Annotated in this window: 11 protein-coding genes and 1 riboswitch; of the genes, 3 read left to right on the top strand and 8 right to left on the bottom strand. The window is 65.1% G+C overall.

Annotation, left to right across the window (positions count from 1 at the left end; genetic code table 11):
• Positions 1–51 precede the first annotated feature (51 nt).
• A riboswitch (S-adenosyl-L-homocysteine riboswitch) is annotated at positions 52–166 on the bottom strand.
• Positions 167–302: 136 nt separating this feature from the next.
• From EAG14_RS20980 to urtA, 7 genes are all read right to left on the bottom strand, one after another.
• Positions 303–647, bottom strand: coding sequence for a zinc ribbon domain-containing protein (locus EAG14_RS20980; RefSeq protein WP_121730029.1), 345 nt, complete (start codon positions 645–647; stop codon positions 303–305).
• Positions 648–680: 33 nt separating this feature from the next.
• Entirely contained in the window at positions 681–1,907 is a 1,227-nt protein-coding gene (gene fmdA / locus EAG14_RS20985; RefSeq protein ID WP_121730586.1) for a formamidase, read from the bottom strand.
• A 213-nt stretch (positions 1,908–2,120) separates the two neighbouring features.
• On the bottom strand, positions 2,121–2,810 hold the full coding sequence (urtE, locus tag EAG14_RS20990; RefSeq protein WP_121453931.1) for an urea ABC transporter ATP-binding subunit UrtE: 690 nt from the start codon (positions 2,808–2,810) through the stop codon (positions 2,121–2,123).
• A 35-nt stretch (positions 2,811–2,845) separates the two neighbouring features.
• On the bottom strand, positions 2,846–3,589 hold the full coding sequence (gene urtD, locus EAG14_RS20995; protein ID WP_099742696.1) for an urea ABC transporter ATP-binding protein UrtD: 744 nt from the start codon (positions 3,587–3,589) through the stop codon (positions 2,846–2,848).
• Positions 3,590–3,613: 24 nt separating this feature from the next.
• Complete coding sequence (gene urtC / locus EAG14_RS21000; protein WP_121730030.1) at positions 3,614–4,831, bottom strand: urea ABC transporter permease subunit UrtC; 1,218 nt, start codon at positions 4,829–4,831, stop codon at positions 3,614–3,616.
• Between the two features lie 46 nt (positions 4,832–4,877).
• A complete protein-coding gene (gene urtB / locus EAG14_RS21005) occupies positions 4,878–5,792 on the bottom strand; it encodes an urea ABC transporter permease subunit UrtB (RefSeq protein WP_099742694.1) in 915 nt (304 codons plus the stop codon).
• Between the two features lie 207 nt (positions 5,793–5,999).
• On the bottom strand, positions 6,000–7,265 hold the full coding sequence (gene urtA / locus EAG14_RS21015; RefSeq protein WP_121730032.1) for an urea ABC transporter substrate-binding protein: 1,266 nt from the start codon (positions 7,263–7,265) through the stop codon (positions 6,000–6,002).
• Positions 7,266–7,447: 182 nt separating this feature from the next.
• Between urtA and EAG14_RS21020 the strand changes: the two genes are divergently transcribed.
• Positions 7,448–10,888, top strand: a complete 3,441-nt coding sequence (locus EAG14_RS21020) for an ATP-binding protein (protein WP_121730033.1) — start codon at positions 7,448–7,450, stop codon at positions 10,886–10,888.
• Between the two features lie 9 nt (positions 10,889–10,897).
• Entirely contained in the window at positions 10,898–11,842 is a 945-nt protein-coding gene (locus EAG14_RS21025; RefSeq protein ID WP_240456865.1) for a response regulator, read from the top strand.
• Positions 11,843–11,943: 101 nt separating this feature from the next.
• Here the strand turns inward: EAG14_RS21025 and EAG14_RS21030 are convergent, their stop codons facing one another.
• Positions 11,944–12,378, bottom strand: coding sequence for a PACE efflux transporter (locus EAG14_RS21030; RefSeq protein ID WP_121730588.1), 435 nt, complete (start codon positions 12,376–12,378; stop codon positions 11,944–11,946).
• Between the two features lie 112 nt (positions 12,379–12,490).
• Between EAG14_RS21030 and EAG14_RS21035 the strand changes: the two genes are divergently transcribed.
• Positions 12,491–13,429 (top strand): LysR family transcriptional regulator, encoded by a 939-nt coding sequence (locus EAG14_RS21035; protein ID WP_121730034.1) that lies wholly within the window; start codon positions 12,491–12,493, stop codon positions 13,427–13,429.
• Positions 13,430–13,533 lie beyond the last annotated feature (104 nt).

The following is a 13,533-nucleotide window of genomic DNA, read 5'->3' on the forward strand; positions in this document are numbered from 1 at the left end:
GAGGAACGGAAACAGCAGACATAGGGCTCACCTGTGCAGGAACACGGACAAAACAGGTGAGCGTCGTTACGGGGGGACGGTGCCATAGTGCACAGGGCCCAAGCCTGACGGCAACCGGCCACCTGTGGGTGGGGCCTGGCCTGCCGCTGCAACGCTCCTTGGGCTGACAGGCAATTTTAAGGGGAAGTGCGCGCAGGCCAACGCCTAAGCCCGCGCGTGCGACTCTGCCACCTGAAGGCGTTGCCCTGTCAAGCGCCCTTGCTGCGTGAAATATCGCTGTGAAACACAGGGACGCATTCCTATCAATGGGAAATCATCCAGGGCCGCTTGCTTGGGAACGCTTTGGCGCCACTAGGCGCTGTCACCGTGGCCTTGCGCGTGGACGGTGAAGAGCAGCAGCCACACCCTGCGGGGTGCTTGAGGCGGGCGTAGTCACCTGAGCGCTGCGGCTCATGCCGCGCACGCTCGTTGGTGGCCATGGCGCTGCGGGTGGTGGCGCTCATCAGCGCCAAGCGCGGCGCCGTGGCAAACACGCGGGGCGATGCGGCCCCGCAGTCAGGGCAGGCGGCGGGCTCGTTGCGGTCGGCCAGCGTGCGAAAGGCATCGAAGCCGCCGCACTCGGCACAGGCGTAGTCGTAGGTGGGCATGGCGGCTCCTTGGACAGCAAACGCGTTCTGCGATCAGACCAGGTCGGGCGACAACGGCATGGCAATGGAGCCATCCAGATGCTTGATGGGCCCCGCCGCACTCGGATTGATGTCAAAGTCAAAAATCTGCGTGGGCAGCCACAGCGTGGCGCAAGCGTTGGGCACGTCCACCACGCCGCTGATGTGGCCCTGCACAGGTGCCGTGCCCAAAATGGAATACGCCTGCGCGCCGGAGTAGCCAAATTTCTTGAGGTACTCGATGGCGTTCAGACAGGCCTGGCGGTAGGCCACGTTCACGTCCAGGTAGTACTGCTTGCCCGCCTCGTCCACGCTGATGCCTTCAAAGATCAGGTAGTCGTTGTAAGTGGGCGTGATGGGGCTGGGCTTGAAGATGGGGTTCTTGATGCCGTACTTGGCCATGCCGCCTTTGATCAGGGTGACCTTCATGTGCACCCAGCCTGCCATCTCGATAGCGCCGCAGAACGTGATCTCGCCATCGCCCTGGCTGAAGTGCAGGTCGCCCACGCTCAGGCCCGCACCGTCCACATACACCGGAAAGAACACCTTGGAGCCGCGCGACAGGTCCTTGATGTCACAGTTGCCTCCATGCTCGCGTGGCGGCACGGTGCGCGCGCCCTCGGCAGCGGCCTTGGCCTTGGCATCGCCCGTGAGGCGGCCCATGTGCGCGGTGCCTGCCGAGGGTGGATTGGCCAGCCCAGCCGTGGGCGCAGAGTCGATGAGCGCCTGCTCGCGCGCATTCCACTGCTCCAGCATCTTGCGGTCGGGCAGGCAGCCGATCAGGCCGGGGTGGATCAACCCGGCGTACTTCACACCCGGCACATGGCGCGAGCTGGTGAACATGCCATGAAAGTCCCAGATGGACTTCTGCGCCTGCGGGAAGTGCTCGGTCAAAAAACCGCCGCCATTGTTCTTGCTGAAAAAGCCATTGAAGCCCCACAGGCTGTCTTGCTTGGCGCCAATGTCCAGCAGGTCCACCACCAGCAGGTCGCCCGGCTCGGCACCCTTAACGCCCACGGGGCCGCTCAGGTAATGCACCGTGGTCAGGTCAATGTCGCGCACGTCGTCAGCGCTGTCGTTGTTTTGGATGAAGCCGCCCGTCCAGTCAAACGTCTCCAGCACAAACTCGTCGCCCGGATTGACCCAGCAGGCCATGGGAATGTCGGGGTGCCAGCGGTTGTGGATGTTTTCGTTTTCGGTGGGCGACTTGCTCAGATCGACCTTGATCAGGGTTTCAGCCATGGCGTGCTCCTTGGAAAGGGTGGGTGGAAAAATGAAAAAGCGAGATAAAAGCTCCAGGGCCTGCAAGGCAAGCTGCCTGTGAAACGGTCACGGCCAACGCCAGTGCACCCGCGCAAGGGCCGCCCCGCCGCGCTGGGGGCGTCCCCCTCCCGCAGCGCGCAGCGATGCGAGAGAGGGGGAAGGCGCCGAAGGCGACTCAGGGGGTGTTTCATGTCATACAGACAGATACGCTTTGATGCGCTGCTGGTCGGTGTCGGCCCGAGCGGTCTCATGCACGAGGCGGCCGCCTTCGATGACGAACAGCCGGTCGGCCACGTCCATGGCAAACGACAACACCTGTTCGCTCACCACGATGGTGATCTGGCGCAGCTTGCGGATCTCGTTGAGCGCCTTGGCGATGTCCTTGATGATGGAAGGCTGGATGCCCTCGGTGGGCTCATCAAGCAGCAGCACCTTGGGATCGGTGACCAGGGCGCGGGCAATGGCCAGTTGCTGCTGCTGCCCGCCCGACAGGTTGCCGCCCTTGCGCCGGCGCATGTCCCACAGCACCGGGAACAGCGCATAAATGTCTTCTGGAATCTGCCGCGTCTTGGAGTTCTCCAGGCCGGTCTCGATGTTTTCTTCGACCGTGAGGGTCGGAAAAATCATGCGCCCCTGGGGCACATAGGCAATGCCCTTGGCCACACGGCGAAAGCTCTCGTCTTTCGTCACGTCCTGGCCTGCCACGGTGATCTGGCCGCTCTTGGCGGGCATCACGCCCATGAGGCTTTTGAACAGCGTGGTCTTGCCCATGCCATTGCGGCCCATGATGGCCACGGTTTCGTTGGCACGGCCTTCGAACGAGATGCCGTGCAGCGCCTCGCTCTGGCCGTAGGCCACAAACAGATCTTTGACTTCCAGCATGCGGTGCTCCTGTGGGGTTCGATGGGGTATGGAAGTCAATGGCCTAGGTACACGTCGATGACCTTGGGGTCGGCCTGCACCTTCTCCATGGGGCCTTCGGCCAGGATCTTTCCCTGGTGCATCACGGTGACCTTGTGGGCAATGCGCTTGACGAACTCCATGTCGTGCTCGATGACGATCACCGCGCGGTTCTTGCAGATGCGCTGCAGCAGCTCCGCCGTCAGCTCGCGCTCGCGGGCGCTCATGCCAGCGATGGGTTCGTCGAGCATGAGCAGCTCGGGCTCCTGCATCAGCAGCATGCCGATCTCCAGCCACTGCTTTTGCCCGTGGCTGAGCAAGCCCGCTTCGGTATCGAGCTTGTCGCCCAGGCCGATGTCCTCTGCCACCACCTGCACGCGGGCCTTGACCTCGTCGGTGCACTTGAAGGCCAGCGCCCCCAACACCGAGCGGCCTGCGGGGTACGACACCTCCAGGTTCTGAAAGACCGAGAGGTTCTCGTAGATCGAGGGCGTCTGGAACTTGCGGCCGATCCCTAAGCGCACGCGCTGGTGCTCTGCCATGCGGGTCAGTTCTTCGTTCTTGAACTTGATGCTGCCGCCCGTGGCGCGGGTCTTGCCACAGATGAGGTCGAGCAGCGTGGTCTTGCCCGCACCGTTGGGGCCGATGATCACGCGCAGCTCGTTCTTGTCGATGTACAGCGTCAGGGCGTCGATGGCCTTGAAGCCGTCGAACGACACCGTGAGGTCTTCCACAGCGAGGGCGAAGTCGGTATTGCTCATGGGTGCTCCAGCGGTGGTTGCGCGTCAGGCGCCCTGGCGGCTCACGCCGTCGGGCAGGGCAGCAGGTGCGGGCGCTGCGCTGGCAGCTGCTGCAGAGGTGGCGGTAGCGGCTGGCGTAGCGTCAGCCACCAGCCGGGGCTGCACCGAGGCCTGGCGTAGCGCCTCGCGGCGGCCCTTCCACCAGGGCACGACGTGGCTCTCCCACAGGCCCGCCAACCCCATGGGGAAGGCCATGGTCACGCCGATGAAGAGGCCCGCCATCAAGAACAACCAGGCTTCCGGAAAACTCTCCGAGAAAAACGTCTTGCCCGCATTCACCAGCAGCGTGCCGTACACCGCGCCCACCAAGCTCATGCGCCCGCCCACGGCGGCGTAGATCACCATTTCGATGGAGGGCACGATGCCCACGAAACTGGGCGACATGAACCCCACCTGCAGCGAGAACAGCGCCCCACCAATGCCCGACAACGCAGCGGCCAGGCAGAAGGTGAAGATCTTGAAATTGGCCACGTCGTAGCCCGAAAACCGCACGCGGTCTTCCTTGTCGCGCATGGCCAGCAGCAGCGTGCCCACCTTGCCGGTCTGGATCCAGCGGCACAGCACGATAGAGCCGATGAGCAGCGCAACGCACACGTAGTACAGGATGTACTTGGCGCTGTCGGTGCGCGTGTCCCAGCCCCACAGCGTCTTCAGGTCAGTCATGCCATTGACGCCGCCGGTGTAGCCCTGCTGGCCAATGATAAGCACCGTGAGGATCAGCGCCACCGCCTGCGTGATGATGGCGAAATACACCCCCCCCACGCGGCGCTTGAACATGGCAAAGCTGATGATCCAGGCCAGCAGCGCAGGCACCACGATGACGGCGGCCAGCGAGAACGGCAGGCTCTTGAACGGCACCCAGAAGCTAGGCAGCTCGGTGATCTGGTTCCAATCCATGAAGTCGGGAATGCCGGGCGTGGACTGGATCTTGGTGCTGATGGGGTCAGACGCTTCCAGCTTCAAGAACATGGCCATGGCATACCCGCCCAGGCCAAAGAACACACCCTGGCCCAGGCTGAGCACACCACCGTACCCCCACACCATCACTAGGCCGATGGCGACAAAGGCGTAGGTGAGGTACTTGCCCACCAGGTTGAGGCGAAAAATGTCGAGCGCCAGCGGCAGCACCACGGCCAGCAGCACGGTGAGCAGCACCAGGCTGGCGAGCTGGTAGCGCAGGATCCAGGCTTTGAGGGCATTCATGACGAGACTCCGTTGGGCGCGGTGGGAATGGTCGGGTGTGCGGATGTCATCGACGAACCTTCGATGCAAAGAGTCCTTGGGGTCGCACCATCAGGATCAGCACAATCAACGACAGCGTGATCACCTTGGCCATGGAACCCGCCAGGAAAAACTCGGTGATGGACTGCGTCTGCGCAATGCCAAAGGCCGAAACCACCGTGCCCAGCAAACTGGCTGCACCGCCAAAGGTGACGACCAGGAACGCATCCACGATGTACAGCGAGCCGCTGGTGGGGCCGGTGGAGCCAATGGTGGTGAACGCAGCCCCCGCCACACCCGCAATGCCGCAGCCGATGGCAAAAGTGAGGCGGTCGGTCTTTTGGGTGTCAATGCCAATGGCGTTGGCCATGACACGGTTGCTCACCGTGGCCCGCACCCGCAAGCCCCAGCGGCTTTTGTGCAGCGCCAGCAGCACGCCTGCGGTCACCACGGCGGTGAGGCCCAGCACAAACAGGCCATTGATCGGAATGTCCAGCCCTGGGGCGGGAGCCCAGGAGCCCATCAGCCATTCAGGCAGCGTGGGGCTGACCTCCTTGGGGCCGATGAAGGTGCGAAAGCACTGCTGCAGCGCCAGGCTGATGCCCCAGGTGGCCAGCAGCGTATCGAGCGGGCGCTTGTACAGGTGGCGAATCAGGCCCCACTCCACCAGCCAGCCCGCTGCAAAGGCAAAGCCAAAGGCCGCGATGATGGCCAGCGGAAAGTAGTACGGCGCCATCTGCGGCGCATGGTTGGCCGCCAGCGTAGAGCCCAGGTAGATGGTGTAGGCGCCAATCGTCATGAACTCGCCGTGCGCCATGTTGATGACGCCCATCTGCCCAAAGATGATGGCCAGCCCCAGGCCCATGAGCAGCAGCACGGCAAACAGGCTCAGGCCCGCAAAGCCCTGCATCAGGCCAATGTTGAGCATTTCGGAAAAGGTCATGTTGCAGCTCCTGCGTGCAGGCCAATCGAAAAGAGAGCGATTTGCGCGGAACACGGCCCCGCAGCAGTCATCCGGTCACTGCGCCCGCTACTGGCGCGGCGCAAATGCCAGGGACACCGAGGAAGGGCCGCCCCGCACCGACGGTGTCGTCCCCCTCCCGCGCAGCGAGAGAGGGGGAAGGCGCGAAGCGCCTCAGGGGGTGACTTCTTACTGATATCCCTTGGGAAACGGATCGGGCTTGATCAGGTTCGGAGACTCGGACACCACCTTGAACGTGGCGTCCGGCAGGCCCTGCGCAATGCGCGACTTGCTCCACAGGTGGTGGTTGGCATCCACCTTCACGTAGCCTTCAGGCGCCGTGGTCAGCTCAATGCCCGGCGATGCGGCCACCACCTTGTCCACGTCAAAGCTCTTGGCTTTTTCCACGGCGGCCTTCCACAGCCAGGGGCCCAGATAGCCCGCCTGCGTCACGTCGCCGATCACGGCGTCCTTGCCGTACTTGGCCTTGAACGCGGCCACAAACTTCTTGTTGTTCTCGTTGTCGAGCGACTGGAAGTACTTCATCGACGAATAGAACCCCGCGAAGTTCTCGCCGCCCACACCGGTCATCTCGTCCTCCGTGACGGACAACGTCACCAGCAGTTGCTTGTCGCCCGTGATGCCTGCCGCCTTGAGCGCCTTGTAAAACGCCACGTTGGAGCCGCCCACCACCGCCACAAACAGGCAGTCTGGCTTTTGCACCTTGATCTTGTTCATGAGCGAGCCGAAGTTGGTGCTGCCCAGTGGGTAGTACTCCTCGCCCACCACCTTGCCCTTCTGGAAGTTTTCGATGTGCTTGCGCGCGATCTTCATCGAGGTGCGGGGCCAGATGTAGTCCGATCCAATCAGGAAGAACGTCTTGGCTTTCTTCTCGGTCTTGGCCCACTCCAGGCTGTACAAAATTTGCTGCGTGGCCTCCTGGCCGGTGTAGATCACGTTCTTGGACTGCTCCAGGCCTTCATAGAAGGTGGGGTAGTACAGCAGGCCGTTTTCTTTTTCAAACACGGGCAACACGGCTTTGCGCGAGGCGCTGGTCCAGCAGCCGAACACGGCGGCGCAGTGGTCGTTGATGAGCAGCTTCTTGGACTTTTCGGCAAACGTCGGCCAGTCAGAGGCGCCGTCTTCCTTGATGACCTTGATCTTGCGGCCCAGCACGCCCCCCATGGCGTTGATCTGGTCAATGGCCAGCTGCTCGGCCTGGATGGAGCCTGTTTCAGAAATGGCCATGGTGCCCGTGGCCGAGTGCAGCTGGCCCACGGTGACCTCGGTGTCCGTCACCGCCAACTTGGTGGTGTTGACCTGGGCCGTGGGCTGCGCAAACGACCAGGCGGGCAAGCCTGCCACCGAGGCAGCCCCCAGCGCTTGCAGCATGCGGCGGCGGCCGGGCTCTGCGGCGTTGGGGCCAAAGGTGCGGGGGTCTGATGGGTGGCTCATGAGGACGCTCCTTGCAGGATCAGGAAGGGGTTGAAACGACGGGGTTGGGGCGGTGTGTCCGCTCTGGGTTGAAGATTAGGGACAACCCTTGTTCGCGCCCATACGTCAATTAACGTAGGTGGCGTACGCAGCCCGTGTCACTTCGGCGGGGGACGTAGAACGCTTCTTGCTTGGTGCCCTGCATGGCCCACCCGCTCCCCCCCGATCCCCAGAGCGCGCCGCAGACCATCTTTCGGTTCCGGCGCGAATACAACGCCTGGGTGGCCGACGAGACGATGGAGGACTACGCACTGCGCTACACGCCCAAGGGCTTTCGGCGCTGGAGCGAGTTCCGCGTGGCCAACACGGCCTTTGGCTCGCTGTCGTTCCTGGCGCTGGAGGCCATTGGCGGCGCCATTGCGCTGAACTACGGCTTCAGCAATGCGATGTGGGCCATCCTCACCGTGGGTCTGCTGATCTTTCTGACGGGCCTGCCCATTGCCTACTACGCCGCGCGCTATGGGCTGGACATGGACCTGCTCACCCGCGGCGCGGGCTTTGGCTACCTGGGCTCCACCATCACCTCGCTGATCTATGCGGTGTTCACTTTCATCTTCTTTGCGCTGGAGGCGGCCATCATGGCGCTGGCGCTGCAGATGGTGGTGGACTGGCCGCTGGAGTGGTGCTACATCGCGTCGTCGCTGGTCATCCTGCCTTTGGCCATGCGCGGCATCACGCTCATCTCGCGGCTACAGGCCTGGACGCAGCCGCTGTGGCTGTTCTTGCTGCTGCTGCCCTTTGTGTGGATTGCCCTGGCCCAGCCGCAGCTGTACCGCGACTTTGCGGGGCTGTCGGGCCTCAAGAGCGGCAGCAGCCAGTTCGACCCGCTCATGTTTGGTGCAGCAGCGGCGGTGATCTTTTCGCTCGTGGTGCAAATTGGCGAGCAGGTGGACTTTTTGCGCTTTCTGCCCGAGCGCACCGCCGCCAACCGCCTGCGCTGGTGGGGCGCGGTGCTGGTCGCGGGGCCGGGCTGGGTGGTGACGGGCATGCTGAAGATGGCGGGCGGCGCCTTTTTGGCCTTTGCTGCGTTGCAGTTCGAGGTGGGCACACAGCGTGCGGCCGAGCCCACGCAAATGTTCCTCGCAGGCTTTCATCAGGTGATGCAGGCCCTGGGCCTGCCGGGGCTGGCGGTGGCCGTGACGGTGGTGTTTGTGGTGGTGTCACAGATCAAGATCAACGTCACCAATGCGTATGCGGGCTCGTTGGCCTGGTCCAATTTTTTTGCCCGCATCACCCGCAGCCACCCTGGCCGCGTGGTGTGGCTGGTGTTCAACGTGCTGATCGCCACGCTGCTGATGACGCTGGGCGTGTTTGGCGCGCTCGAAAAAGTGCTGGCGGTCTACAGCAACGTCGCCATTGCCTGGGTGGGTGCGCTGGTGGCCGACCTGGTCATCAACAAGCCGCTGGGCCTGTCGCCCAAGGGCATTGAGTTTCGCCGCGCGCACCTGTACGACTTCAACCCCGTGGGCCTGGGCGCCATGGTGCTGGCGGCCACGGTGGCCTGCTGCGCCTATGCGGGGCTGCTGGGCGAAGAGGCTGCCGCGTTCTCTCCCTTCATCGCGCTGGTGCTGTCGATTGCGCTGGCGCCCCTGCTGGCGTGGATGACCCAGGGCCGCTACTACCTGGCCCGCACGCCGGACAACGACTGGAAGCCCGGCGAGATCGTGCGCTGCGCGGTGTGCGAGAACCAGTTCGAGTCGGAAGACATGGCGCGCTGCCCGGCCTATGCCGCGCCCATTTGCTCACTGTGCTGCTCGCTCGAATCGCGCTGCCACGACCGCTGCAAGACGGGCTCGCGCGCGGCAGACCAGTTGCGCGGCGTGGTGGAGGCCTTGTTGCCAAAGCGCTGGGCCATCAAGGTGAACTTTCGCGTGGGGCAGTACGCCATGGTGCTGGTGTCGCTGTGCGCGGCCATGGCGTTTTTGGTGGGCGTGGTGTATGTGCAAGAGGGCCTGCAGAGCCCCGCGCATGCCACCCTGCTGCAGATGCCCTTTCTCAAGGTGTTTGCCCTGCTGGCCTTGCTGGCGGCCGTGTGTGCCTGGTGGGTGGTGCTGAGCACCGACAGCCGCCGCATGGCGCAAGACGAGTCGGAGCGGCAGACCCAGTTGCTGCTGCAAGAGATCGAGGCCCACAAGCGCACCGACGCCGAGCTGCAGGCCGCCAAGGACCAGGCCGAATCGGCCAACCAGGCCAAGACACGCTACGTGGCGGGCATGACGCACGAGCTGCGCTCGCCGCTCAACAGCATCCTGGGCTACACGCAAATCCTGCTCAAACACCCGCACACCGAAGGCTGGCTGCGCGAGACGCTATCGACCATGCAGCACAGCGGCCTGCACATGCACGCGCTGATCGATGGATCGCTGGAGCTGGCCCGCATCGAGGCGGGGCGGCTGCGGCTGGACCTGGCCCCCCTGCCCCTGCCCGACCTCATCGAGAACATCGAGGCCATGCTGCGCCCGCAGGCCCAGGCCAAGGGCTTGCGCTTTGTGGTGGAGACGCTGGGCACCATGCCGGCCTGGATTCGCGCCGACGCCAAGCGGCTGCGGCAGATTCTGATCAACCTGTTGTCCAACGCGGTGCGCTTTACCGAACGCGGCGAGGTGCGCCTGCGCATGGACTTTCGCCAGCATGTCTCGCGCATCGAGGTGATCGACACCGGCATTGGCATTGAGCCGCAGGACCTGGAGCGCATCTTCGTGCCGTTTGAGCGCGGCAGCGCAGGTCGCCGCGCCAGCGAGGCGGGCACCGGCCTGGGCCTGACCATCACGCATTTGCTGACCGAGCTGATGGGCGGGCAGCTCACACTCACCAGCACGCCCGGACAGGGCAGCACCTTCACCGTGCGGCTGTACCTGCCCGGCATGGCCGCCGACCCGCACTGGACCACGCCCAGCCGTGCTGCGCTGCGCTCGGTGATTGGCTACCTGGCGCCGCAACGCACGCTGCTGGTGGTGGACGACCAGCCCCTGCAGCGCCAGTTGCTCGCCGGGCTGCTGGTGCCCTTGGGCTTTGTGGTGCGTGAGGCGGCCAGCGGGCGCGAGTGCCTGGAGATCGTGCGCCAGACCCCGCCCGACCTGGTGCTGCTGGACATCACCATGGACGACTTGGACGGCTGGCAAACCGCCGCCTTGCTGCGCGATCTGCGGCCTGCGGCCGAGCTGCCCATCGTGTTCGTGTCGGCCAACCTGTTCGAGCACGAGTCCTCGCGCCTGGCGGCCCAGCAGTGCCAGGGCTTTGTGGGCAAGCCGGTGATCGAATCCGAACTGCTGCAGGCGCTGGAGCAGGCGCTGCAGCTGGAATGGGTGCGCGACAACACACCGCTGGCCCACGCCCCACGCAGCGCCACCGGGCCAGTGGACCCGCACGACACCCTGGCCACGCTGCCGGGCGACCTGCGCGAAAACCTCGCGCGCCTGGCACGGTCAGGCCAGGCCGCTGCGCTGCGTGAGCAATTGCGGCGTGCACGCGCTGAGCTGCCGAACCACCAGGCCACCCTGGCGCTGTTGCAAGCCTGCGCCGACCGTTTCGACTTTGAAGCCCTGGCCGAGCACCTGCGTGCGGTGCAAGCGGCCGATGCATGAAAGAGCACCATGTCCGACGCCGAGACTGACCCCCAAGCCCTGGCAGAGGCTGGCCCCCAGCCCGCCCCCCCGGCGCCGCAGCGCGTGATCCTGGTGGTGGACGACGCGCTGGACACCCTGCGCATGCTGTGCGACGCCCTGGCCGCAGAAGGCTACGCGGTGCTGGCCGCGCGCGACGCCCAGGAGGCCCTGCAGCGCTTTGACATCACTGTGCCCGACGGCGTGCTGCTCGATGCCGTGATGCCCGGCATGGACGGCTTTGCGCTGTGCCGCCAGCTCAAGGCCACGCCGCCGTGGTCGCATGTGCCCATCGTTTTCATGACGGGGCTGTCAGACACCGAGCAAATCCTGCAGGGCTTTGCCAGCGGTGGGGTGGACTATGTCGTCAAGCCGCTGCGCATTCCCGAGGTGCTGGCGCGGCTGGCCACCCATGTGCGCAACGCGCAGGCCACACGGCTGGCACGCGAAGCGGTGGATGTGGCCGGGCTAGGCGTGGTGGTGCTCGACGGCCAGGGCCGCGTGGCCTGGCGATCCCCCCAGGCCCTGCGCTGGCTCGAAGCCGCTTTTGCCGCAGAGCCTGCGCCGCACGATGCGGCGGCGGCCTGGCTCAACCGCGCACAGCGCACGGGCGGGCAGACCCTGGCACTGGCCGATGGCCGCCAGTTGCTGGCGCGCCACCTGGGGGCCAGCGGCCTGGCCGAGTCGATGCTGCTGCTCAGCCATGCCGCCCCCGAGGCCGCTGCGCCGCGCCACCTGCAGCAGGTGGCCCTGACGCCGCGGGAGACAGAAGTGCTGTCCTGGCTCAGCAAGGGCAAGACCAACCGCGACATTGCCGACATCCTGGGCATGAGCCCGCGCACGGTGAACAAGCACCTGGAGCACATCTTCGAAAAGCTGGGGGTCGAAACACGCACCGCTGCGGCGGCCATCGCAGGGCAGCTCTTGCAGACTTGATCTTGCAGGCTTGGGCCAGAAATTTAGATCAAATAGGCCTCTAGCGCTTACCCCTAAAGCGCTAGCAGCTATTTAAAACATAGCAAATACACTCTGCCGCGTCAGGCCGCCGCATGCCCCAAGGCCGAGGCGGGCAGGCCAAACACCCGGTCAAACACCCAATTGAAGACAAAGGTGTAGCAAAGGAAGAAGACGATGAGCGCCAGGTCCATCACAAAGGCCTGCCACAGGCTCACGTTGAACCACCAGGCAAACAGCGGCACCAGCGTGAAGACGAGCCCCCCTTCGAACCCGATGGCATGGGCTATGCGGCGGCCGATGCCACGTCCACGCACCGCCTGGCGGGCCTCCCAGCGCTCAAAGGCCCAATTGAAGACCACGTTCCACACCACGGCCACTGCCGACGCAGCCACCGCCACCACGCCCGAGTGCCCGGCGCCCTGCCCCGTCAGCACCGCCAGCCCCAGCGTCGCGGCGGCAATGGCGATGAGTTCGTACAGAGTGACGTACAGCACGCGGCGCTTGGGGCCTTGCAGGCTGCGCCACAGGGGTTGAATCAGGGAGTTGGAAGTCATGGCTGTGCACTTTATGTGCACCTTGCTGATATATAAAGTCAGCTTCTTTCAGATTAATTGATAGCTCAAGCCCATGGCCTTTTCTTCCGACAGCGTGCAGGTGTTCTTGGCGGCGCTGGACCACGGCTCGTTCTCGGCCGCTGCGCGGGCGCTGTCGCGGGTGCCTTCGGCGGTGAGCATGACCATCGCCCACCTGGAGGCCGAGCTGGCCGTGCAGCTGTTTGACCGCAGCGGGCGCGAGCCCCGGCCCACGGCCGCAGCACGGGCGCTGGAGCCCCAGGCGCGGCTGCTGGCCGGGCAGCTGCAGCAGCTCAACGCCCAGGCGCTGGCCCTGACGCAGGGGCTGGAGGAGCGCCTGACCCTGGCGATTGCGCCCGAGCTGCTGGCCTCGCGCTGGACGGCGCCGCTGGCCGCGCTGGCGCACGAGTACCCGCTGCTGCAGGTGGAGGTGCTGACGGCCCCGCAGGTGGATGCGCTGGCGCTGCTGCACAGTGGGCGGGCCCAGCTGGCGCTGGTGTTTGAGCGGCCCAGCATCGACGGGCGCGAGGGGTTTCAGGAAGTGGGCACCGAAACCCTGGTGGCCGTGATGGCGCCAGACCACCCGGTATTGCAGGGCGCACGCGCGTCGGCCCTGGCCCGGGGCGAGCCGCCCGAGCGCGCCATGCTGCGCGAGGAGCACCTGACCACCACACGCCAGATCGTGGTGGCCAGCCGCGACCTGGCGCAGACCGACCCGCGCTTTGTGTTTGCCCGCCACCACTGGCGCACCGACAACCACTTGGCCGCGCTGGGCCTGATCGAGGCGGGCCTGGGCTGGGGCTGGCAGCCGCGCGCGCTGGTGCAGCCGCGCATCGCGGCGGGCTCGCTGGTGGAGATGCCGTTTGAGAACCTGAGCAACGGTGTGGCGCTGTGGGTGGATGTGGTGTGGTCCAAGGAGCGGCCCCTGGGCCTGGGGGCGCGGCGCTTTGTGGCGCTGATGGAAGGGGCCACCGCCCCTGGGCCGCAGGCCTGACGCCGGGGGCAGCCCGAGGCCCGGCCCAGGCCAGTGCCATTCCTGTGGGCGTCAAAAGACATCAAAAGCAAATACGAATTAGTTGCATTTGCATGGATAATGGC

It is taken from the genome of Acidovorax sp. 1608163 (genome assembly GCF_003669015.1).
Classification (GTDB): domain Bacteria; phylum Pseudomonadota; class Gammaproteobacteria; order Burkholderiales; family Burkholderiaceae_C; genus Acidovorax.